The 22,209-nt window shown below is 70.5% G+C and carries 17 protein-coding genes and 1 tRNA gene; 6 read left to right on the forward strand and 12 right to left on the reverse strand.

Annotated elements, in window-relative coordinates:
• Positions 1–222: 222 nt before the first annotated feature.
• Together ACFCZF_RS14875 and ACFCZF_RS14880 are read left to right on the forward strand one after the other, a co-directional pair.
• Positions 223–1,602: a pyridoxal phosphate-dependent decarboxylase family protein gene (locus tag ACFCZF_RS14875; RefSeq protein WP_376671981.1), complete on the forward strand. Its 1,380-nt coding sequence runs from the start codon at positions 223–225 to the stop codon at positions 1,600–1,602.
• The gene (locus ACFCZF_RS14880) at positions 1,599–3,005 is read left to right on the forward strand and encodes a lysine N(6)-hydroxylase/L-ornithine N(5)-oxygenase family protein (RefSeq protein ID WP_376671982.1); all 1,407 of its coding nucleotides are present in this window, start codon (positions 1,599–1,601) and stop codon (positions 3,003–3,005) included. The genes ACFCZF_RS14875 and ACFCZF_RS14880 overlap by 4 nt, the downstream gene beginning before the upstream one ends.
• A gap of 22 nt (positions 3,006–3,027) precedes the next feature.
• On the opposite strand, the gene ACFCZF_RS14885 is transcribed toward ACFCZF_RS14880, so the two are convergent.
• Positions 3,028–4,833 (reverse strand): bifunctional metallophosphatase/5'-nucleotidase, encoded by a 1,806-nt coding sequence (locus tag ACFCZF_RS14885; RefSeq protein ID WP_376671983.1) that lies wholly within the window; start codon positions 4,831–4,833, stop codon positions 3,028–3,030.
• 214 nt (positions 4,834–5,047) lie between these two features.
• On the opposite strand from ACFCZF_RS14885, the gene pyk reads away from it, so the two are divergent.
• Positions 5,048–6,478, forward strand: coding sequence for a pyruvate kinase (pyk, locus tag ACFCZF_RS14890; RefSeq protein ID WP_376671984.1), 1,431 nt, complete (start codon positions 5,048–5,050; stop codon positions 6,476–6,478).
• A 58-nt stretch (positions 6,479–6,536) separates the two neighbouring features.
• Here pyk and ACFCZF_RS14895 read toward each other — a convergent pair.
• Positions 6,537–6,610 (reverse strand) — tRNA-Leu (locus ACFCZF_RS14895).
• A gap of 101 nt (positions 6,611–6,711) precedes the next feature.
• Between ACFCZF_RS14895 and ACFCZF_RS14900 the strand changes: the two genes are divergently transcribed.
• Positions 6,712–7,368, forward strand: a complete 657-nt coding sequence (locus tag ACFCZF_RS14900) for an ANTAR domain-containing response regulator (protein WP_376671985.1) — start codon at positions 6,712–6,714, stop codon at positions 7,366–7,368.
• Between the two features lie 72 nt (positions 7,369–7,440).
• On the opposite strand, the gene ACFCZF_RS14905 is transcribed toward ACFCZF_RS14900, so the two are convergent.
• From ACFCZF_RS14905 to ACFCZF_RS14945, 9 genes are all read right to left on the reverse strand, one after another.
• Positions 7,441–8,157, reverse strand: coding sequence for an ABC transporter ATP-binding protein (locus tag ACFCZF_RS14905; protein WP_376671986.1), 717 nt, complete (start codon positions 8,155–8,157; stop codon positions 7,441–7,443).
• Complete coding sequence (locus ACFCZF_RS14910; protein ID WP_376671987.1) at positions 8,154–9,071, reverse strand: ABC transporter ATP-binding protein; 918 nt, start codon at positions 9,069–9,071, stop codon at positions 8,154–8,156. Before ACFCZF_RS14910 ends, ACFCZF_RS14905 begins: the two co-directional genes overlap by 4 nt.
• Positions 9,072–9,076: 5 nt before the next feature.
• On the reverse strand, positions 9,077–10,900 hold the full coding sequence (locus ACFCZF_RS14915; protein WP_375906072.1) for a branched-chain amino acid ABC transporter permease: 1,824 nt from the start codon (positions 10,898–10,900) through the stop codon (positions 9,077–9,079).
• 5 nt (positions 10,901–10,905) lie between these two features.
• The gene (locus ACFCZF_RS14920; RefSeq protein WP_310873870.1) at positions 10,906–11,838 is read right to left on the reverse strand and encodes a branched-chain amino acid ABC transporter permease; all 933 of its coding nucleotides are present in this window, start codon (positions 11,836–11,838) and stop codon (positions 10,906–10,908) included.
• Between the two features lie 120 nt (positions 11,839–11,958).
• Positions 11,959–13,200: a branched-chain amino acid ABC transporter substrate-binding protein gene (locus tag ACFCZF_RS14925; RefSeq protein WP_375906077.1), complete on the reverse strand. Its 1,242-nt coding sequence runs from the start codon at positions 13,198–13,200 to the stop codon at positions 11,959–11,961.
• 287 nt (positions 13,201–13,487) lie between these two features.
• Positions 13,488–14,087, reverse strand: a complete 600-nt coding sequence (locus tag ACFCZF_RS14930; protein ID WP_376671988.1) for a Tat pathway signal sequence domain protein — start codon at positions 14,085–14,087, stop codon at positions 13,488–13,490.
• Positions 14,084–14,557 carry a hypothetical protein gene (locus ACFCZF_RS14935; protein WP_376671989.1) on the reverse strand — a complete coding sequence of 158 codons (474 nt, stop codon included), beginning with the start codon at positions 14,555–14,557 and terminating at the stop codon, positions 14,084–14,086. Before ACFCZF_RS14935 ends, ACFCZF_RS14930 begins: the two co-directional genes overlap by 4 nt.
• Positions 14,558–14,782: 225 nt before the next feature.
• Complete coding sequence (locus ACFCZF_RS14940; protein ID WP_375906083.1) at positions 14,783–15,271, reverse strand: PaaI family thioesterase; 489 nt, start codon at positions 15,269–15,271, stop codon at positions 14,783–14,785.
• Between the two features lie 81 nt (positions 15,272–15,352).
• Positions 15,353–17,632, reverse strand: coding sequence for an FdhF/YdeP family oxidoreductase (locus ACFCZF_RS14945; RefSeq protein ID WP_376671990.1), 2,280 nt, complete (start codon positions 17,630–17,632; stop codon positions 15,353–15,355).
• Between the two features lie 204 nt (positions 17,633–17,836).
• Here ACFCZF_RS14945 and polA point away from each other — a divergent pair, with 204 nt between their 5' ends.
• Both polA and ACFCZF_RS14955 read left to right on the forward strand, forming a co-directional pair.
• Positions 17,837–20,563, forward strand: a complete 2,727-nt coding sequence (polA, locus tag ACFCZF_RS14950) for a DNA polymerase I (RefSeq protein ID WP_376671991.1) — start codon at positions 17,837–17,839, stop codon at positions 20,561–20,563.
• A 394-nt stretch (positions 20,564–20,957) separates the two neighbouring features.
• Positions 20,958–21,305: a hypothetical protein gene (locus tag ACFCZF_RS14955; protein WP_376671992.1), complete on the forward strand. Its 348-nt coding sequence runs from the start codon at positions 20,958–20,960 to the stop codon at positions 21,303–21,305.
• Here ACFCZF_RS14955 and ACFCZF_RS14960 read toward each other — a convergent pair.
• Positions 21,226–22,080: a DUF4184 family protein gene (locus ACFCZF_RS14960; RefSeq protein ID WP_375906094.1), complete on the reverse strand. Its 855-nt coding sequence runs from the start codon at positions 22,078–22,080 to the stop codon at positions 21,226–21,228. The genes ACFCZF_RS14955 and ACFCZF_RS14960 overlap by 80 nt on opposite strands.
• Between the last annotated feature and the right edge of the window lie 129 nt (positions 22,081–22,209).

A 22,209-nucleotide genomic window follows, 5' to 3' on the forward strand; every position in this document is an offset into this window, starting at 1 on the left:
TCCCTCCCTGTAGCGACAGTCTCTCTACCCGTCTCCACGCTCTGTCCCGCCCCTTGCGGGTAGGTGGGTGGGACATCCCCGGCCCGGGACGCGCCCTGCCCCCGACCCGGGGGACCGGCCGCGGGATACCCCTTTCGGGTAGTGATCTTGGGCTGTCCGGGCGTACGCGCGCCTCCGCGTACAAGCTGGAACTCCTTCGTCCCCGCGCCCGGAGGACAGCCCATGGGTCTGCCGCCCCTCGCCTCGGGCCCGCACGGCCCCGCCGCCCTGCGGCCCCTGCTCGACACCGTGCTCGACGCGCTGCGCACCGGCGCGGCGGCACGCGGAGGTCCGCTGCCCGCGGGCGGCCCCGACGCCGTCGCCGCCCGGGTGGCGGACGCGGCCGGCGAGATCCTGCCCGACCTGGGCGAGCCCGAGGCGCTCCGCGTCCTGGTCACCGCGCTCGCCGAGGGCGCCGCCGATCCCGCCCACCCACTGTGCGCCGCCCACCTGCACGGCCCGCCCCTCGCCGTCGCCACCGCCGCCGACCTCGCCGCGAGCGTCCTCAACCCGTCCCTCGACTCCTGGGACCAGGCACCCGCCGCCTCCGCGCTGGAAGCCCTCGTCACCCGCGCCCTGGCCCGGGAGACCGGCGCCGCCGACGCCCTCGTCACCACCGGCGGCACCGAGTCCAACCAACTCGCCGTCCTGCTCGCCCGCGAGGCGCACGGCGCGGGCCTGCGGCTGGTCCACGGAGCCAACGCCCACCACTCGGTGCCCCGCGCCGCCTGGCTCCTTGGCCTGCCCGAGCCCGTCGTCGTCCCGGCCCTCGCCGGCACCCTCGACCCCGCCGGCCTCGACGAGGCCCTCACCCAGGTCCCCGGGCCGCACCTCGTCGTCGCCACCGCCGGCACCACCGACGCCGGACTCATCGACCCCCTGCCCGAAATCGCCGACCGCTGCGCCGCCCACGGCGCCCGCCTGCACGTGGACGCCGCCTACGGCGGAGGCCTCCTCTTCAGCGACCGCCACCGCCCCAAACTGGCCGGACTGGACGCCGCCCACACCATCGCCCTCGACCTGCACAAACTCGGCTGGCAGCCGATCGCCGCGGGCCTACTCACCGTCGCGGACGCCGCCGACCTCGCCGTGCTCCACCACCGCACCCACTACCTCAACGCCGACGACGACACCGACGCCGGACTCCCCGACCTCCTCGGCCGCTCCCCGCGCACCAGCCGCCGCCCCGACATCCTCAAGATCGCCGTCACCCTCAAGACCCTGGGGCGCGGCGGCGTCGGCGCGCTCGTCGACGGAGTCTGCCTGCTCGCCGAGTGGTTCGCCGCCCTCGTCGACGACCACCCCGGCTTCGAACTGCACGCCCCGCCCACCATCAGCACCGTGCTGTTCCGGCCCGCCCACGCCACCGACGAGGCCGTCGCCGCCGTACGCCGCGCCCTGCTCGCCACCGGCGCCGCCGTCCTCGGCCGCGCCCGCGCCGACGGCCGGCTCTGGCTCAAGGCGACCCTGCTCAACCCCCACACCCGGCCCGACGACCTGGCCGCCCTCCTGACCCTCGTGACCCTCGTGGAAAACCCCCCGGAAGGACCCGCCCCGCGATGAACGCCACCCCCGCGCCCGACGCCCCCCGCGACCTCGTCGGCATCGGCATCGGCCCCTTCAACCTCTCCCTCGCCGCGCTCGCCGACCCCCTCACCGGCCTCGACGCCGTCTTCTACGACCAGCGTCCCGCCTTCCACTGGCACCCCGGCCTGCTCATCGACGGCGCACGCGTCCAAGTGCCCTTCCTCGCCGACCTGGTCACCCTCGCCGACCCGGCCAGCCCCTGGACCTTCCTCAACCACCTCAGGGCCCGCGAACGCCTCTTCCCCTTCTACTTCGCCGAACGCTTCCACATCCAGCGCAGCGAATACGACGCGTACTGCCGCTGGGTCGCCGAGAACCTCCCCTCCCTCCGCTTCCACCACCAGGTCGACGCCGTCCGCTGGAACCCCGAACGCGACCTCTTCGAGGTCGACTACACCCAACTCGACGCCGACGGAGAGGCCGAGGCCCTCGGCCGCACCCACACCCGCAACGTCGTCCTCGGCGTCGGCACCGAGCCGTACGTCCCCGACCCGCTCAGACCCCTCGTCGACGCCCCCGGCGTCCCCGTCGTCCACGCCGCCGACTACCTCGACCACCGCGAGGCGCTCCTCGCCGCCGAGCACATCACCGTCATCGGCACCGGCCAGTCCGGCGCGGAGGTCTTCCTCGACCTGCTCCGCCACCGGCCCCCCGGCCGCGAGAAGCTGCACTGGCTCGGCCGCACCGAGGCCTTCGCGCCCATGGAGTACTCCAAACTCGGCCTGGAGCACTTCACCCCCGACTACACCCGCTACTTCCACGCGCTGACCGAACCGGTGCGCGACCGCCTCGTCGCCGGCCAGTGGCAGTTGCACAAGGGCATCGACGCCGACACCGCCGCCGCCATCCACGACGAGCTCTACCGGCGCACCCTCGACGGCGGCTGGCCCGACACCGTCCTCACCCCCGGCGTCCACGTCCGCACCGCCGGCCGCATCGCCACCACCAAGGTCGAACTGCACCTGGAACACGCCCAGCAGCAGACCCGCACCCGCCTCACCACCGGCGCCGTCGTCCTCGCCACCGGCTACCGCGAGCGCCCCCTCGGCCGCGTCCTCGCCGGACTCGACCCCTACATGCGGCGCGACAGCCGCGAACGCCCCCGTGTCGACGAAGGCTTCCGCCTCGTCCTGGACCCCTCCGTCACCGGCCGGGTCTACGTCCAGAACGCCGAGACGCACACCCACGGAGTCGGCGCGCCCGACCTCGGCCTCGCCGCCTGGCGCGGCGCGACCATCCTCAACGACCTGACGGGACAGGAGCCGTACCCGCTGCCTGGCCGCACCGCCTTCACGACCTTCGGCCTGGAAGACGGACAGCCCCGGATCCCGTCCGCGCGCCGGCACCGGGCGCTCACCCCTCTGGTGGACGGAAGCTGAGGCTGCCCCGGCGGAAGCGGGCTCAGAACACCGGCACGCCGTCCCGCGTCAACGACCAGTCGACGGACGCGAAGTCCTTCGGGTCCAGCACACCCTTCGCCGTCGCCCACTCGGCGATCCGCGTGCGGATCTCCGTCGACTCCGCCCACAGCTCCTTGGCCGACGCCACGTGCGGGAAGGCGCCGCCGCCGTTGGCCCGGTAGTTGTTCACCGCCAGTACGAACTGTTGCGCGTCGTCCAGCGGAGCCCCGGCGTGGGCGAGGTTCTTGATGCGCGAACCGGCCGCCTGCGCGATGTCGATCTCGTACGTCAGCCCCGACACGTAGTCGTAGTTGTAGTCCGGGCGGCCGCCCGCGTTGGTCAGCTTGTCCACGTCCACCGGCGCGCCGGCCGCCGTCCGGACGTAGTACTCCGCCGAGTACTCCAGGTACGCCCGCAGCTGGGCGCCCGTCATCAGCTTGGCCACCAGGGTGTTGTCGTACACGTACAGGCTCGACAGGTCCCGGATCGTCACGTCTCCGGCCGGGATCTCGGACGTCCGGGAGAAGGGCGAGGCCTGCGCCAGCACCGGCAGCGACGCGTACTCCGTACCCGCCAGCGCCTCCTTGACCACGTCCTCCTGGACCTCGGTGATCAGGTCGATGATCGGGGCGTCCTTGTAACGCGCCTCCACCGTCGTCAGCGTCTCGGTGGCGGTGCCGACCACCTGGTTGACGTACGCCACCACCTTCGCGTGCTCGTCCGTGAGCAGCTTGGTGATCCGGGGGTCGTCCTCGACGGTGTTGGAGTTCCGCAGCGACGCCTTGACCGACTCGACGTGCCACCGGCCCCGCTCGAAGACCAGCTCGAAGTCGAAGAGGGTGAGCCGCTCCGCATAGCACAGCGGCTCCGACAGCACGACCGTCTTCCCGGTCTCCTCGTTCACGACCTTCAGCTCCGCGATCTCCGTGTGCGCGTGCCCCACGAGGATCGCGTCGATGCCTGGAACCTGCTTGGCCACATTGGCCGCCGCGTTCTCGACGTACGGGATCTGGTCACCGTAGGAGGACGTGCCGGACGACCCGGAGTGCGCCGACACGACCACCACGTCAGCGCCCATCGAGCGCAGCTTCGGCACCCACTTCGCCGCCTGCTCCTCAAGACCGGGGAACGCCAGCTTCCCCTGCACGTACGCCTTGTCCCAGATCGCGATGCCCGGGTTGGTCAGCCCCAGCACCACCACCTTCACCGGCGGCGCGCCCTTCACCCGGAACGTCTTCATGAAGTACGGCGGGAACGCGGGCTTCAGCGTCTTCGCGTCCACCGCGTTCGCGCCGAGCAGCGGGAAGTCGCACTGTTCCTCGAACTTGCGCAGCGTCTCGATGCCGTAGTTGAACTCGTGGTTGCCGAGCGCCACCGCGTCGTACCCGATCGCGTTCATCGCCTGCGCCATCGGGTGCACCGGGCCACCCTCGGCGGTGATCGGGTCGACCTTCGCGTAGTAGTACGTCAGCGGGGTGCCCTGGATGGTGTCGCCCGCGTCCAACAGCAGCGTGTTGCGGCGACCCTTCTCCGCACGGATTTGGTTCACCAGCGTGGAGACACGGGCCAGGCCCTGGGCGTTGCCCGCCGCGTCCGTGTACTCGGCGTCCTTGAAGTAGTCCCAGTTGAAGACGTGCCCGTGCAGGTCGGTGGTGCCCAGCACCGTCAGCGCGTACCGCTTCGGCTTCCTGCGGCCCCGGTGCGCGGGGGCCGCCTCGGCCGCCGGAGCCGCCGCCGCGCCGGCCAGCGCGACACCCGCCCCCGTCACGGCGGACCTGCTCAGGAACTTCCGGCGGTTCAACGGCATGGCTGACTCTCCTCGGTGACCCGTGAACATCATTGGCGACGCGCGTAGATTCTGTCCTGGACATGGCGCCTGTCAAGGGTGAGAACCGATTCGAATGCTCATCGGAGCGGCCCGGCGCACAATTCAACACTTGTCAATAGCCCTTCACTCAAAGGTTGTTGAGTGGTCATGCGTGGCCAATTCGCTACCGGCCGGTAAGTCATAGGCTCGACTCATGCGCCGAGCAAAGATCGTCTGCACTCTTGGGCCCGCCACCGACTCGTACGACCAGATCAAGGACCTGGTCGACGCCGGAATGGACATCGCCCGTTTCAATTTCAGTCACGGCACCCACGCCGAACACGAAGAGCGCTACCGCCGTGTCCGGAAGGCGTCCGACGAGACCGGTCGCAGCGTCGGCACCCTCGCCGATCTTCAGGGCCCGAAGATCCGGCTCGGCCACTTCGCCGAAGGCCCCGTACTCCTTGAACGCGGCGACACCTTCACCATCACCGTCGAAGAGGGCGTCCACGGCGACCGCCACACCTGCGGCACCACCTACGCGGGCCTCGCCGCCGACGTCACCCCCGGTGAACGCGTCCTCGTCGACGACGGCAAGGTCTGCCTGGAGGTCACCGACGTCGACGGCCCCCGGGTCCGTACGACCGTGATCGAGGGCGGCATGGTCTCCGACCACAAGGGCCTCAACCTTCCGGGCGTCGCCGTGTCCGTCCCCGCCCTCTCCAAGAAGGACGAGGACGACCTGCGCTGGGCCCTGCGCAACGGCTTCGACGTCATCGCCCTGTCCTTCGTCCGCAGCGGACGGGACGTCGTCGACGTCCACCGCATCATGGACGAGGAGGGCCGCCGCCTCCCCGTCATCGCCAAGGTCGAGAAACCGCAGGCCGTGGAGAACATCGAGGACATCGTCGCGGCCTTCGACGGCATCATGGTCGCCCGGGGCGACCTCGGCGTCGAAATGCCCCTGGAGCAGGTCCCCATCGTCCAGAAGCGCGCGATCAAGCTCGCGAAGCGCAACGCCAAGCCGGTCATCGTCGCGACCCAGATGCTCGACTCGATGATCGACAACGCCCGCCCGACCCGCGCCGAGGCCTCCGACGTCGCCAACGCCGTCATCGACGGCACGGACGCCGTCATGCTGTCCGGCGAGACCAGCGTCGGCAAACACGCCACCGACACGGTGCGGACGATGGCCCGCATCGTCGAGGCGGCGGAGGAGGACATCCTGGCCAAGGGGCTGCCCCCGCTGACCGAGCGCAACAAGCCCCGCACCCAGGGCGGCGCGGTCGCCCGCGCGGCGGCGGAGATCGGCGACTTCCTCGGCGCGAGGTACCTCGTCGCCTTCACCCAGTCCGGCGACACCGTCCGCCGCCTCTCCCGCTACCGCTCGCCCATCCCGCTGCTGGCCTTCACCCCGGAGCCGGCGACGCGTTCCCAGCTGAGTCTGACCTGGGGCGTGGAGACTTTCCTCGGCCCGCACGTGGACTCCACGGACGCGATGGTCGACCAGGTGGACGAACTGCTCACGAAGTACGGGCGCTGCGAGAAGGGCGACGTCGTGGTCATCACGGCCGGCTCGCCACCCGGGGTGTCGGGCACGACGAACCTGGTACGGGTGCACCACATCGGGGAGGACGACCGCTGAACGGGTGTCGACGGGCGTGCCCGGAGACGCTCGGGGAGCCTTCGAATTGAAGGTAAAGTGCCCCGGGTGGGACTCGAACCCACACTGAATGCCTTTTGAGGGCATCGTCTCTGCCGATTGGACTACCGGAGCCTCTTCGAACCGAAGGTCAGTGTAGCCCCTCGGTGACTCAAACATACAGGAGCTAGGTAGGCTCTTGTCAGCAGTACCCCTGCCCCGAACGAGGAGCTCACGTGACCGCCCCCGAGTCGCCCCAGCCCGCCGACGTGACCGACGACGACAAGTCGCACGTGCCTCCGCTGACGACCCGTGTCGTCATCGCCGAGGACGAGGCGCTCATCCGGCTGGATCTCAAAGAGATGCTGGAGGAGGAGGGGTACTCCGTCGTCGGTGAGGCCGGTGACGGTGAGCAGGCCGTGGAGCTGGCCCGGGAGCACAAGCCGGACCTGGTGATCCTCGACGTGAAGATGCCCAAGCTGGACGGCATCTCCGCGGCCGAGAAGATCGCCGAGGAGAGCATCGCGCCGGTGCTGATGCTGACCGCGTTCTCGCAGCGCGACCTGGTGGAGCGTGCCCGCGATGCCGGGGCCATGGCGTATCTCGTGAAGCCGTTCAGCAAGAGCGACGTCGTTCCGGCGATCGAGATGGCCGTCTCGCGGTTCACGGAGCTGAAGACGCTGGAGCAGGAGGTCGCGGACCTCAGTCTGCGGCTGGAGACCCGGAAGCTGGTGGACCGGGCGAAGTCGGTGCTCCAGTCGGAGTACGGGCTGACCGAGCCGGCCGCGTTCCGGTGGATCCAGAAGACGTCGATGGACCGGCGGATGTCGATGCAGCAGGTGGCCGAGGCGGTCATCCAGGACGCTGAGGAGAAGAAGGCGTCCAAGGGCTGAACACCCGCGCCGGATCATGAACGAGGCCCGCGTCCCCGGTGGGGGCGCGGGCCTCGTCGTACGACTACCGGCTCAGTCCTCGCCGAGGTAGGCCTTGCGGACCGACTCGTCGTGGAGGAGTTCCTGGCCGCTGCCGGACAGGACGATGTTGCCGACCTCCATGACGTGGCCGTGGTCAGCCAGGGACAGGGCGGCCTGGGCGTTCTGCTCGACGAGCAGGATGGTGGTGCCCTGGGACTTCAGCTCGGCGACCGTCGTCATGATCTTCTGCATCATGATCGGTGAGAGGCCCATGGAGGGTTCGTCGAGCATGAGCAGTTTGGGCTGGGACATCAGGGCGCGGCCCATAGCGAGCATTTGCTGTTCGCCGCCGGAGAGGGTGCCCGCGGCCTGCTTCCGGCGTTCGCCGAGGATGGGGAAGAGGTCGTAGGCGCGCTGGATGTCCTTCTCGATGCCTGGTTTGTCGTTGCGGAGGAAGGCGCCGAGGCGGAGGTTGTCCTCGATGGTCATGCGGGGGAAGATGTGCCGCCCCTCGGGGGAGTGGGCGAGTCCCAGGGAGACGACCTGGTGCGCGGGGACCTTCTTGAGCGACTTGCCGCCGAACCTGATCTGTCCGCCGACCGGCTTGAGGAGGCCGGAGAGGGTGCGCAGGGTGGTGGTCTTGCCGGCGCCGTTGGTGCCGATGAGGGTGACGACTTCGCCGGCGTCCACTTTGAACGAGATGCCTTTGACGGCCTCGATCTTGCCGTAGGCGACGCGGAGGTCCTCGACCTCGAGGAGTGCGGTCATCGGTCGTTCTCCTTGCCGGCCGCGGTGTCCGTGGTGGTGTCGGCCTGGGCGTGGGCCTCGGCTGCTTCCACTTCGGCGGCCTCCGCGGCGCCGGGGTCGTTCGCGAGGGGTTCGCCGAGGTAGGCGGCGATGACCCGCTCGTCGCCCTGGACGGTCGCGCTGTCGCCCTCGATGAGCTTCTCGCCCTGCACGAGGACGGCGACGCGGTCGCAGAGGTTGAAGATGAAGCGCATGTCGTGCTCGATGACGAGGACGGCGATGCCCTGGTCGCGGATGGCGAAGACGAGTTCCTCTGTGGCCCGCGTCTCCTGCGGGTTCATGCCTGCCGTCGGCTCGTCCAGGAGCAGCAGTCCCGGTTCGCTGGCGAGGGCGCGGGCGATCTCCAACTTGCGCTGTTCGCCGTAGGGCAGGTTCCGGGCGAGGTGCTCGGCCTTGGGTGCGAGGCCGACGAACTCCAGGAGTTCCATGGCGCGTTCGCGGGAGGTGGCCTCGGCCTTGTGGAAGCCGGGGCCGCGCAGGACGGCCGACCAGAAGCCCTCCTTGGTGCGGGTGTGGCGGCCGACGAGGACGTTCTCCAGGACCGTCATGTTGGCGAACAGGCGGATGTTCTGGAAGGTTCGGGCGATGCCGGCGGCCGTCACCTTGAAGGACTTGGCCGGCAGCACCTGGCCCTTGTAGCGGACCTCGCCCTCGGTCGGGATGTACAGACCGGTCAGGCAGTTGAAGAAGGTGGTCTTGCCGGCGCCGTTGGGGCCGATGAGACCGACGATCTCGCCGCTGTTGACGGTGAGGTCCACGCCGTTGACGGCGGTGAGTCCGCCGAAGCGCATGGTGACGCCGCGTGCGTCGAGGACCGTGGTGCCGGGGGCAGGGGCGCCCGGGGTGGTGTCCTTGGTGGTGGTGTCGGTGGTCATGGTGGTCAGGCCCCTGTCTTGCCGAGGACTGCGGGCGCTTCGGCCTTGTCGTGGAATTCCAGTTGGCGGCGCCGGTTGGGGATGAGGCCCTCGGGGCGGAACCGCATCAGCAGGACGAGCGCGAGTCCGAAGGCGAGGAGCTGGTAGTCGCCGAGGAACTGGAGCTTGTTGGGGATGAGGAAGAGCAGTGCGGCGCCGAGGAGCGGTCCGCCGATGGTGCCCATGCCGCCGAGGACGACCGCGGCGAGCAGGAACGCGGAGTTGGGCGGGGTCGTACCGGCGAAGAGGTACTGCTCGGGAGTCACCGTGTACGTGACGTGTGCCTGGACTGTGCCGGCGAGGCCGGCGAGGGCGGCGCCCACGGCGAACGCGATCAGCTTGACGCGGAAGCCGTTGATGCCCATGGCGAGGGCGGCTGTCTCGTCCTCGCGGATGGCGACCCAGGCCCGGCCGATGCGGGAGTCGCTGCTGCGTCGGAAGACGAGGACGACGACGGCGGTGATGATCAGCATCAGGAAGAAGTAGTTGGCGAACCGGCCGATGGTGACGCCGAGGATGTCGTGCCGGGCGCCGAGGTCGAAACCGAGGATGTTCAGGTCCGGCACGGCCGAGATGCCGTTGGAGCCGTTGGTGATGTCGGGCCCGGAGGTGCCGTCCATGTTGAGGACGGCGATGCGGAAGATCTCACCGAAGCCGAGGGTCACGATGGCGAGGTAGTCACCGCGCAGCCGCAGGGTCGGGGCGCCGATCAGTACGCCGAAGATCAGCGAGGCGGCGGCACCGACCAGGACGGCGGCCCAGAAGGGGAAGTGGACGCCGAACGGTGAACTGGGCGAGCCGGAGACCAGGGCGGCGGCGTAGGCGCCGACGCCGAGGAAGGCGACGTAGCCGAGGTCGAGGAGGCCGGCGAGGCCGACGACGATGTTCAGGCCCAGGGCGACGGTGGCGAAGATCAGGATGTAGACGCCGATGGTCGCGTACTGGTCGTCGGTCTGGGTGAAGGGGAACAGCGCCGCCGCGACGAAGGCGCCCCAGATGGTGATGGTCTGGTGCCGTGCGGTGATCTGGGTGGCCTGGCGGATGAGCCCCGCCTTGTGGGCGGCTGCGAAGCCGAACCCGGCCGTGATCAGGAAGCCGACGAAGAGTTCGTCGTACTCGGTGCCGATGCCGTAGGTGAAGACGGTGAGGCAGACGGCGAGGACCGCGACGATGATGAGGATCTCGGCGTAGGAGGGCAGGGCCCGTACGGGGCCGGGCTCGCCGGAGGCGAAGGCGGCCTTGACGGTCTGCCAGCCGTGGCCCGCGCGGTGCTTGGCGAGGCTCCAGCCGGTCTCGTCCGGGTCGATGGGGTCGGGCGCGGGGCGTTCGAAGGGGAGCGCGAGGGCGCCGAGGAGGCCGGCGAGGGTGACGATCGCCGCGATGTACGCGCCGGGTTCGAGATTGACCAGGCCGCCGAGCTGGAAGCTGATGGCGAGGACGGTGTACCAGGTGGTCGCGAAGGTGGCGAGTGCGGCGAACCTCAGTGCGGCGTCGGCGCCGGCGGGGGTGAGCCAGCCAAGGCCCTTGACGCCGTAGGAGGAGAGGCCGAAGAGGGTGGTCAGGGCGCCGCCGATGAGGACGAGGACCTGCAGGCCGCCCGGGTAGCCGTAGACCGTGAGGTCGCCCGGGAAAGCGGCGGTCCAGGTCCAGGCGAGGAAGGTGGAGACGATGGTGAGGAGGCCGCCGCCGGTGGCGAGGGCGCGTCCGAGGTGCGGTGGGATGCCGATGAGGCCGGTCGCCGCGCCGGTGACGGGGGTGTTCGGGGTCTTCTCTGTGGTTTGTGTGGTCATCGGTGTCACGCCCTGTCCGCGACGCGCTCGCCGAGCAGGCCCTGTGGCCTGAACAACAGCACAAGGATGAGGAGGATGAAGGCCCAGACGTCCGCCCAGGACTGGCTGCCGAACTGGCCCAGGCCGGGGATGTCGCCGATGTAGGCGGTGGCCAGGGTTTCGGCGATGCCGAGGACGACACCGCCGATCATGGCGCCGTAGATGTTGCCGATGCCGCCGAGAACGGCCGCGGTGAAGGCCTTCAGGCCGAGGATGAAGCCCATCTTGAAGTCGACGTGGCCGTATTCCAGGCCGTAGGCGACTCCGCCGATGGCGGCGAACACGGCGCCGAGGGCGAACGCGATCACGATGATGCGGTCGGTGTTGACGCCCATCAGCTTGGCGGTGTCGGGGTCCTGGGCGGTGGCCTGCATGCCGCGTCCGGTGCGGGTCTTCATGACGAAGTAGCCGAGGAACGCCATGCTGACGGGGGCGGCGATGAGCAGGAAGATGCTGCCGGTCTGCAGGGTGACGCCGCCGATGTGGAAGGGGCCGCCCTCGATCTGCGGGAAGGTGCGAGCGGACTTCGCGTCGGGGTACCAGGCCCAGATCGCCTGCTGGAGGGCGAGCGAGAGGCCGATGGCGGTGATGAGCGGGGCGAGGCGGGGGCCACCGCGCAGGGGGCGATAGGCGAAACGTTCAGCCCCGATGGCCACGGTCACCGAGACGATCACTGCGCCGAGGATCATCAGGGGCAGGGCGATCAGCATGGAGGTGCCGTCGGGCAGGATGTAGATGTAGACCGTGAGAGCGCCGAAGGCACCGGTCATGAAGATCTCGCCGTGGGCGAAGTTGATGAGCTGGACGATGCCGTAGACCATCGTGTAGCCAATGGCGATCAGCCCGTACATGGATCCCAGTAGCAGGCCGTTGACCAGCTGCTGCGGCAGTTCGTTCACCGCATGTCCTCCGAGATGTTCGGATGTTCGACGGATGTGGCCGGGTGTGAGTCCGCGCGGGGCGCCTGTGGAACAGCGCCCCGCGCGGCTCTTGGTGGTGCGGGTGTCTCGTCGGACGACTCAGCCGGTGTAGGTGCCGGACTTCACGGCCTTCCAGTCGCCGTTCTCGACGGCGTACACGGTCAGCTGCTTGTTGGTGGCGTCACCGAACTCGTCGAAGGAGACCTTGCCGGTCACTCCGTCGAAGGAGACGTTCTGCATGGCCTCGACGACCTGGCCACGGGCGTCGTCGGGGAGCTTGCCGTCGTTCTTCTCGACGACCGCCTTGACGGCCTCGATGATGGCCCAGGCGGAGTCGTAGGAGTAGCCGCCGTAGGCCTCGTAGGGCTCCTTGTAGCCCGCGGCCTTGTAGTTGGCGACGAACTCCTTGGCGGAGGGCAGTTCCTCGACGGGCGCGCCGACGGAGGTGGCCAGGTCACCGGTACCGCTGGCGCCGGCGAGCTTGATGAAGTCGGCGCTGTAGATGCCGTCACCGCCGACCAGCGGAATCTTGGCGCCGGTGCCCTTGATCTGCTTGCTGAGCGGGCCGGCCTGCGGGTATTCGCCGCCGTAGTAGACGACGTCGGCGCCCGAGTTCTTGACCTTGGTGGCGACCGCGGAGAAGTCCTTGGTGTCCGGGTTGATGTGCTCGGTACCGACGACCTTGCCGCCGAGCTTCTTGAACTCGTCGGTGAAGGTGCCGGCGAGGCCCGCGCCGTAGGTCTTCTTGTCGTCGATGACGAAGGCCTTCGTCTTCTTGAAGTCGTTGAAGACGTACTGCGCGGCGAACGGACCCTGGATGGCGTCGGTGGTCGCGGTGCGGAAGTAGGTCTTGAACGGGCGCTTCTTCTCGGTGCGCCAGTCGGGGCCCTGGGTCAGCGAGGGGCCGGTGTTGGCCGGGGAGACCAGGGCCATGTTGCCGGACTCGAAGACCTGCTGCATGGACTCGCCGACCGAGGAGTTCAGCGGGCCGACCACGCCGAGGACCTTGTCGTTGGCGACGAACTGGCTGGCGTTCTGCTGGCCCACGGAGGGCTGGCCCTGGTCGTCGAGGGCTTCGACCTTGAAGGTTATGCCCTCGACGTGCTTGTCCTTGTTGGCGGTCTTGGCCGCGAGGTCCGCCGAGTTCTTGATACCGAGGCCCAGCGCGGACAGGTCGCCGGTCAGCGGGGCGTCGACGCCGATGACGACGGTGGTGCCGGCACCGCTGCCGCCGTTGCCGGAGTCCGAGCCGCCGTCGTCGTCGCGCGAGCCGCAGGCGGTGAGGGTGAGTGCTCCCGCCGCCAGAGCGGCGGTGATGGCGATGAGCGAACGTTGACGCACGATCAGTCCTTTCCCTGGCACAGCCGCTTCCCCGTGGAGGCGGCCGAGTCGAGCGCTGGGCCGAAGTGACAATCGGACGGCGCGGTGACTGGCCGTGACTCTAAGCGTGTGTGGGGAACGTGGAGGAGGGTCTGACTCATGCTGTGACGCTCTTGTTATGACACGGGGTAATGCAGAGCGGTACTGGCTGGGAAGAAGTGCGGAATTCCGGCCGATTCGCCCTGTCCGCATGGTGAGAACTTGCAGGACCCGCCGTTGGCGTTCAGGTGTCTGGGCCGTTTTGGTGATTACCTGGATTCGTTGCTGCAGGCGACCTCAAGGGCCTGTGAGAGGTCCTGTGCATAGCGCGTCCCCAGGATGTAACTGTGGGCTTGTATTGCGCGGGCATTACGCAGTGTTACGTGCAGAAAAGGGAGGGCGAGGTTCCGCGGTGCTTTCGCGCATTCCGTCACCCGCAGCGTGACGATGATCTTGCGGGCGGAATGCGCCTTTGTCTGGAAAGGCGCCGCCGGTGACGACGTCATCGAGATGCCGTCGTAGGGCTGATCGAGCCGGGTCACGGTGACGGGCGGGCCGGTCCGCACGCTCAGCCGCACCGCGAAACCGAAGTCGTCACCCGGGGCGGGTACCGCGTCCAGGTAGTCGAGGTCGACCGCCTGTGAGGGGTGCGGCGGCGGGGCAGGGGGAGGAGGCTGCGGTCGACTGGCGTACAGATAGCCGCCGCCCGCCAGGGTCACGACGGCCGCGGCGGTCGCGAGGACCGCCCGGCGGTGGCGTTCGTAGGACCGGGCAAGCCGTCCTGGGTGCCGGGCGGACGGCCGGGGAACGTCCGGGCCGCTCCGCTCGTGGGTGCCCTCGCCCGGCTCGACGGGGCCGGTGCCGCTCACTGCCACGGGCCGTCGGTCGGGCCGCCGTCGCGGTAGTGAGCGGCGCAGGAGTCGCGCACCTGGCGGTCGATCAACTCTTCGGCCGCTCGCTGGCCTTGGTCACGCCTCGTGGCCTGTGCGGCGTCCACGACCTCCCGCAGGATGTCGTACTGCCGGTTGGACAGCCCCATCGACTGGTAGTCGCCGTAGGGGGTTTTGCCGGCCAGCATCTCGTGTGCCCAGTAGCCGACGGCGCTTGTGCACAACTCCTCGCCGGACAGGCTACCTTGTGCCGATGTCGATGCCGATGCCGACGCGGTCGCGGTCGCCCGGGTGGTGTCGCCGGAACCGGGCCGTTCGGCGCCGGAGTTGCCGCAGCCGACCGCCAGTGCGGCGGCGGTCGGCAGTGTCAGCGCGAGAGTGAGCAGTCCGGGCGCGAACCGGAACCGTCGAGCCGCCGCCCCCGGCCAGGGGGCCTCTCCCCGTCCCATGTCCTGAAGCTAGGGCGCCGCGCGGCCGGGAGCAATGCCGTGGCCGGTCGTGACGCCGTGGGCGGCGGCAGCCCGTGGCCGGGATCGATACGTGGCCTGATGCGTGGCCGACGGCAGCGATGCGTGGCCGCCGGCAGCGATGCGCGGCTGGGGTGGATCCTGGCCGCGCCGTGCGGGAGAGCCGCATCCTGGCCGCGCTGGGCGTCCTCGCCGCCCGTTCGCCGCTCAGCCCGTCGCGCCCGCCGGCGCCCCGTCGCCCGGGTTCACGTCCCGCAGCAGGCAGGTCAGCCGGGCGGTGCACACGCGGCGGTCCTGCTCGTCGCTGATCACGATCTCGTACGTCGCCGTCGACCGGCCCCGGTGCACCGGCGTGGCCACGCCCGTGACGAGGCCGGAGCGGGCCCCGCGGTGGTGGGTGCAGTTCAGGTCGACGCCGACGGCGATCTTGGTGCTGCCGCCGTGCAGCATCGAGCCGACCGACCCGAGCGTCTCGGCCAGCACCGCCGAGGCCCCGCCGTGCAGCAGCCCGTACGGCTGGGTGTTGCCCTCCACCGGCATGGTGCCGACGACGCGGTCGGCCGACGCCTCGAGGATCTGGACGCCCATGCGCGTCCCGAGGTGCCCGGCGGAGAAGAGCGCGGGCAGGTCGACGCCGAGCGCGGCGTACTCGTCGATGACCTCCTGCGGGAACTGCACCTGCTGCTGCTCGCCCATGGGCCGGCTCCGTTTCGTTGCTCCGTCTGTCTGGTCCGCCGGCCGGCCGGTGGGCGGCCGTCGGCTCGACTGAGCAAACGCTCAGTCGGTCGCCGATTGTTCCAGACGGACGACGACGGACTTGCTGGCCGGGGTGTTACTGGTGTCCGCGGTGGCGTCCAGCGGCACCAGGACGTTGGTCTCCGGGTAGTACGCCGCCGCGCAGCCCCGGGCCGTCGGATAGTGCACGACGCGGAAGCCGGGCGCCCGCCGCTCCACGCCGTCCCGCCACTCGCTCACCAGGTCGACGTACGAGCCGTCCGCGACGTCCAGCCTCCGGGCGTCCTCCGGGTTGACCAGGACGACGCGGCGGCCGTTCCTGATGCCCCGGTAGCGGTCGTCCAGGCCGTAGATCGTGGTGTTGTACTGGTCGTGCGAGCGCAGTGTCTGGAGCAGCAGGCGCCCCTCGGGCAGCTCGGGGTACTCGATCGGCGCGGCGGTGAAGTTGGCCTTGCCGGTGGCCGTCGGGAAGCGGCGTTCGTCGCGCGGGGCGTGGGGGAGGGCGAAGCCTCCGGGGTGCGCCACGCGCGCGTTGAAGTCCTCGAAGCCCGGGATCACGCGCCCGATGCGGTCGCGGATCGTCGCGTAGTCCTTCTCGAACTCCTCCCACGGCGTGCGGCTGTCCTCGCCCAGCACACGGCGCGCCAGCCGGCACACGATCGCCGGCTCGGACAGCAACCGCCCGCTCGCGGGCTCCAGCCGGCCCCGGGACGCGTGCACCATGCCCATGGAGTCCTCGACGGTCACGAACTGCTCGCCGCCGCTTTGGAGATCGCGTTCCGTACGGCCCAGCGTCGGCAGGATCAGCGCACGCGCGCCCGTGACGGCGTGCGAGCGGTTCAGCTTCGTCGAGACGTGCACGGTGAGGCGGGCGCGGCGCATGGCCGCCTCGGTGACCTCCGTGTCGGGGGAGGCGGAGACGAAGTTGCCGCCCATGGCGAAGAAGACCTTCGCCTCGCCGTCGCGCAGCGCGCGGATGGCCCGTACGACGTCGTAGCCGTGCTCGCGCGGCGGGGCGAAGCCGAACTCCTTCTCCAGCGCGTCCAGGAAGGCGGGCGCGGGGCGCTCGAAGATGCCCATCGTGCGGTCGCCCTGCACGTTGGAGTGGCCGCGCACCGGGCAGACGCCCGCGCCCGGACGGCCGATGTTGCCGCGCAGGAGGAGGAAGTTCACGACCTCGCGGATGGTCGGCACCGAGTGCTTGTGCTGGGTCAGTCCCATCGCCCAGCACACGATGGTGCGCTTCGAGGCGAGCACCATGCGCAGGGCTTCCCCGATCTCCGCGCGCGTGAGGCCGGTCGCCGTGAGTGTCTCGTCCCAGTCGGCGGCGCGGGCGGCCTCGGTGAACTCCTCGTAACCGTGCGTGTGTTCCTCGACGAAGGCCTCGTCGACCGCGCCCTCGGTCTCCAGGATCAGCTTGTTCAGGAGCCGGAAGAGGGCCTGGTCGCCGCCGAGGCGGATCTGCAGGAACAGGTCGGTGAGCGCGGCGCCCGCTGTGAGCCCCTTGGGGGTCTGCGGGTTCTTGAAGCGCTCCAGGCCGGCCTCGGGCAGCGGGTTGACGCTGATGACCTTCGCGCCGTTCGCCTTGGCCCGCTCCAGGGCGGAGAGCATGCGCGGGTGGTTGGTGCCCGGGTTCTGGCCGGCCACGATGATCAGATCAGACTTGTAGAGGTCCTCCAGCAGGACGCTGCCCTTGCCGATGCCGATGGTCTCGGACAGGGCCGAGCCGGACGACTCGTGGCACATGTTGGAGCAGTCCGGCAGGTTGTTCGTGCCGAGCTCGCGCGCGAAGAGCTGGTAGAGGAAGGCCGCCTCGTTGCTGGTGCGACCGGAGGTGTAGAAGACGGACTCGTCGGGCGAGTCCAGGGCCGCGATCTCCTCCGCCACGATGTCGAAGGCGCGCTCCCAGGTGACCGGTTCGTAGTGCTCGCCGTCCTCCGGCAGGTACACCGGGTGCGTGAGCCGGCCCTGCTGGCCCAGCCAGTAGCCGCTGCGGGTCGCGAGGTCGGCGACGGGGTGCGCGGCGAAGAACTCCGGGGTGACCCGGCGCAGGGTGGCCTCCTCGGCCACGGCCTTCGCGCCGTTCTCACAGAACTCAGCCTTGTGCCGGTGGTCCGGCTCCGGCCAGGCGCAGCCCGGGCAGTCGAAGCCGTCCTTCTGGTTGACGCTCAGCAGCGTCAGCGCGGTCCGCTTCACGCCCATCTGCCGCTGTGCCATACGCAGGGTGTGGCCGATGGCCGGGATACCCGCCGCCGTGTGCTGGGGCTCTGTGACCTGCGGCGCGTCCTGAACCGGATCACCCTTGGGCGGCTTGGTGGCCATCGCGCGCTCCTTCGCGTACACGTGTGAGGTACGTCTCCGATCCTCGCACGCCCCGGTGACAGCGACGGAGGCCGGGCGGGCCGGGGTCCGGGAGCGGTGGTCGCGGCGACGGCAGGCGACCGGCCCTGTGCCGCGGGGCGGCCGCGCCCGTGCCACCGGCGAGCGCGGGTCCGAGTGTCAGTGGTCCGTGGCAGGATCGGGGACGTGGCAGAGACAGCAGCGAAGAAGACCGACAACACCTCCCGCGGCGGCCGTCCGCGCCTGATGCTCATGGACGGGCACTCCCTGGCCTACCGCGCGTTCTTCGCGCTGCCCGCGGAGAACTTCACGACCGCGACGGGCCAGCCGACCAACGCGATCTACGGCTTCGCGTCGATGCTGGCCAACACGCTGCGTGACGAGGCGCCCACGCACTTCGCGGTGGCGTTCGACGTCTCCCGCAAGACCTGGCGGTCCCAGGAGTTCACCGAGTACAAGGCGAACCGCTCCAAGACCCCGGACGAGTTCAAGGGCCAGGTCGAGCTGATCGGCGAGCTGCTCGACGCCATGCACGTGCAGCGCTTCGCCGTCGACGGCTTCGAGGCCGACGACGTCATCGCCACGCTCGCCACGCAGGCCGAGGCCGAGGGCTTCGACGTGCTGATCGTCACCGGCGACCGGGACTCCTTCCAGCTGGTCAGCGAGCACACCACGGTCCTGTATCCGACCAAGGGCGTCTCCGAGCTGACCCGGTTCACGCCGGAGAAGGTCTTCGAGAAGTACGGACTGACCCCCGCCCAGTACCCCGACTTCGCGGCACTGCGCGGCGACCCGTCCGACAACCTCCCGGGCATCCCGGGCGTCGGCGAGAAGACCGCCGCGAAGTGGATCAACCAGTTCGGGTCCTTCGCCGACCTGGTCGAGCGCGTCGAAGAGGTCAAGGGCAAGGCCGGGCAGAACCTCCGCGACCACCTGGAGTCCGTCAAGCTCAACCGCCGGCTCACCGAGCTGGAGCGGCGGGTCGAGCTCCCGAAGACCGTCACCGACCTGGAGCGGACGGCGTACGACCGCAAGGGCATCGCGGTGATCCTGGACACCCTGGAGATCCGCAACCCGTCGCTGCGCGAGCGGCTCTACGCCGTCGATCCGGGTGCCGAGGAGGCCGAGGCCGCCCCGGTCGTGGCGGACGGCGTCGAACTGGACGGCACGGTGCTGGGCACGGGCGAGCTGGCCGGCTGGCTCGCCGAGCACGGCACGCAGCCGCTCGGCGTCGCCACGGTCGACACCTGGGCGCTGGGCACCGGCTCGGTCGCCGAGGTCGCGCTCGCCGCCCCCGACGGCAAGGCCGCCTGGTTCGACCCGACGGAGGTGGACGAGGCCGACGAGGCGGCGTTCACGGCCTGGCTGTCCGACGCGGACCGGCCGAAGATCCTCCACAACGCCAAGGGCGCGATGCGCGTCTTCGCCGAGCACGGCTGGAGCGTCGCGGGCGTCGGCATGGACACCGCCCTCGCCGCCTACCTGGTCAAGCCGGGCCGCCGCTCCTTCGACCTGGACGCGCTGTCCCTGGAGTACCTGCACCGTGAGCTGGCCCCCGCCGCCGCGGCCGACGGCCAGCTGGCCTTCGGCGCGGACGAGGGCGCCGAGGCCGAGGCGCTGATGGTGCAGGCCCGCGCCATCCTCGACCTGGGCGAGGCCTTCGAGGGCCGCCTGGCGGACGTCGGCGCCGCGGACCTGCTGCGCGACATGGAGCTGCCCACGTCCGCGCTGCTGGCCCGCATGGAGCGGCACGGCATCGCGGCCGACCGGGAGCACCTGCAGGCCATGGAGCAGATGTTCGCGGGCGCCGTGCAGCAGGCGGTCAAGGAGGCGCACGCCGCCGCCGGACGGGAGTTCAACCTGGGCTCGCCCAAGCAGCTCCAGGAAGTCCTCTTCGGCGAGCTGAACCTGCCGAAGACCAAGAAGACCAAGACCGGTTACACCACCGACGCCGACGCCCTGGCCTGGCTGGCGGCCCAGACCGACAACGAACTGCCGGTGATCATGCTCCGCCACCGTGAGCAGGCCAAGCTGCGCGTCACGGTGGAGGGCCTGATCAAGACGATCGCCGCGGACGGACGCATCCACACCACGTTCAACCAGACGGTCGCCGCGACCGGCCGCCTCTCGTCCACGGACCCGAACCTGCAGAACATCCCGGTCCGCACCGACGAGGGCCGCGCGATCCGCCGCGGCTTCGTCGTCGGCGAGGGCTTCGAGTCCCTGATGACGGCCGACTACAGCCAGATCGAGCTGCGGGTGATGGCCCACCTGTCCGAGGACGAGGGCCTGACCGAGGCGTTCACCTCGGGCGAGGACCTGCACACCACCGCCGCCGCGCAGGTCTTCTCCGTCGAGCAGTCCGCGGTCGACGCGGAGATGCGCCGCAAGATCAAGGCGATGTCCTACGGCCTGGCGTACGGACTGTCGGCCTTCGGCCTCTCCCAGCAGCTGAACATCGAGGCGGCCGAGGCGCGCGGCCTGATGGACGCCTACTTCGAGCGCTTCGGCGGCGTACGCGACTATCTGCGCCGGGTCGTCGACGAGGCACGGGCGACTGGTTACACGGCGACCCTCTTCGGCCGCCGCCGCTACCTGCCCGACCTCAACAGCGACAACCGCCAGCGCCGCGAGGCGGCCGAGCGCATGGCCCTGAACGCCCCGATCCAGGGCACGGCGGCCGACATCGTCAAGATCGCCATGCTCAACGTGGACAAGGCACTGCGCGAGGCCGGCCTCACGTCCCGCATGCTGCTCCAGGTCCACGACGAAATCGTCCTGGAGATCGCCCCCGGCGAGCGCGCGACGGCGGAAGAACTGGTCCGCCGCGAAATGGCGAACGCGGTGCGACTCAGGGTCCCCCTGGGCGTCTCGGTGGGCTCGGGGTCGGACTGGGAGTCGGCGGCGCACTAGCCTCCGGCGGGTCCGGCGGGTCGGCAGTCTGCGGTATGGGCGGGGGGAGCGGCGTGAGCGTCCGGTGCCGCGCCGTCCTCACCGCCGGCGCGGGCGTGCCCCGCTCGCCGTGTCCTAGGGTGTGGGCGGTTTCGTCGGGCCGGGGGGACCGGGTAGCGCCGACGCCGGGCCCCGCGGGATCGCGCTTCTCGTCGGTCCCGGAGGGCGGGCGTGGACGCCGCCTCCGCCCGTGCCCACGTCCGCGCGCCTCCGCCCGCCCCGCAGGGGCCGTCACTCAGGTGGCCCTCGCGGAAACGCCCCCGCCCCCGTCTCCCGTGAGGATGCGGGCATGGGTATACGCATGCTCCACCACCGGACGACACCGGCACGGGCAAGCACAGACGGACCCGCCCGCGTGCCACTCCCACCGGTTCCGGTCGTCGCGCCCGGCGCGAGTACCGGCCGCATCCCCACCACCCTCGCCACGGCCCTGCGGCGCACCGCGGCAGACCTCCGCCGCAGACTCGTCCACCGGGACCCGACCGCCGCGACCCCGCGCGAGACGCCCGCCTGGCGTCTGTGGGCCGACCTGTCCCGCGGTTACCTGGCGCTGGCCCTCACCCTGCTGCCGCGGTCACGTCCCGCACACACCTTCACCGTGTTCGTCGCGACCGCCGATACCCTCAGTGCGGGATCCGGCGGCTCGGCTCCCTACCGACGCCGGCCGGGCTTCTGGGGACCGGAGCCGGACGCCACGCCCTGACCCCCACGGCGTACAGCAGCAAGCCCGGGACGAGCCCCGCGCCCGCCCCGAAGCACACCGTCGGGATCAGCTCCCAGGGCTTCGCGACGTGTCCCCAGTAGTCCCACCATCGGGTCGCCCGCTGCACCGCCCCGGCCACCGCACAGCCGCCCAGCACCGCCCCGGCCCACCACCGGTCCCGCACCGAGAGGACCGGGACACCGAGCGGCTCGGCCCGGGGCGCCCGGCGCAGTGCACGCGTCAGGAACACGGCGATCACGACCGCCGCCACCGCGGAACCGCCGTACTGGAGGTACCAGTAGAGCGGCGAGCCCGCCACCTCCCGGCCCAGCGCCGGGAACACCCGCATCCCCCAGCGGTCGAGGTGGGTGAACGCGTCCCACACCACGTGCGTCAGCGCCCCCAGCACCGCCGACACGTACCACCGCGCCACGAGAGACGGCTGTACGCGCGCGCGTGGCGCCCCGCAGCGCAGCAGGGCGGCCGCGCGGCCCTGCCCGGCCCGCGGCAGCAGGGCCACCAGCGGCTCGCGGACCAGCAGCCACACCGCCACCAGCACCCAGGCGATGATCACGTCGATCGTGAAGACGCCCGGGAAGGAGTGCGTGACGTCCCCGAACTCCATCGCCCCGGACAGAAAACTCGCCGCGTAGTACGTCATGTCGGGCGCGAGGGAGCCCGCGACCAGCACGGCAGGCACCAGCGGCCCCCGCCCGGTCCCGTCGCTCCGTACCGCCGGCAGCACGGCGACCGCATGACTCAGGGTGAACGGCAAGAGAACTCCGGTTATGGCCAACTGGTGAATATCGGGCACGAACGGGTGCCCGTGCAAAGCAAGTTGTCGTAGGGTCACCTGCGGCACCGTACTGGTCGAACAGACGAGCACCGCGCGGGGAAGGTTGCG

The sequence above is a fragment of the Streptomyces sp. NPDC056296 genome (assembly GCF_042268605.1).
In the GTDB taxonomy this organism is placed as follows: domain Bacteria; phylum Actinomycetota; class Actinomycetes; order Streptomycetales; family Streptomycetaceae; genus Streptomyces.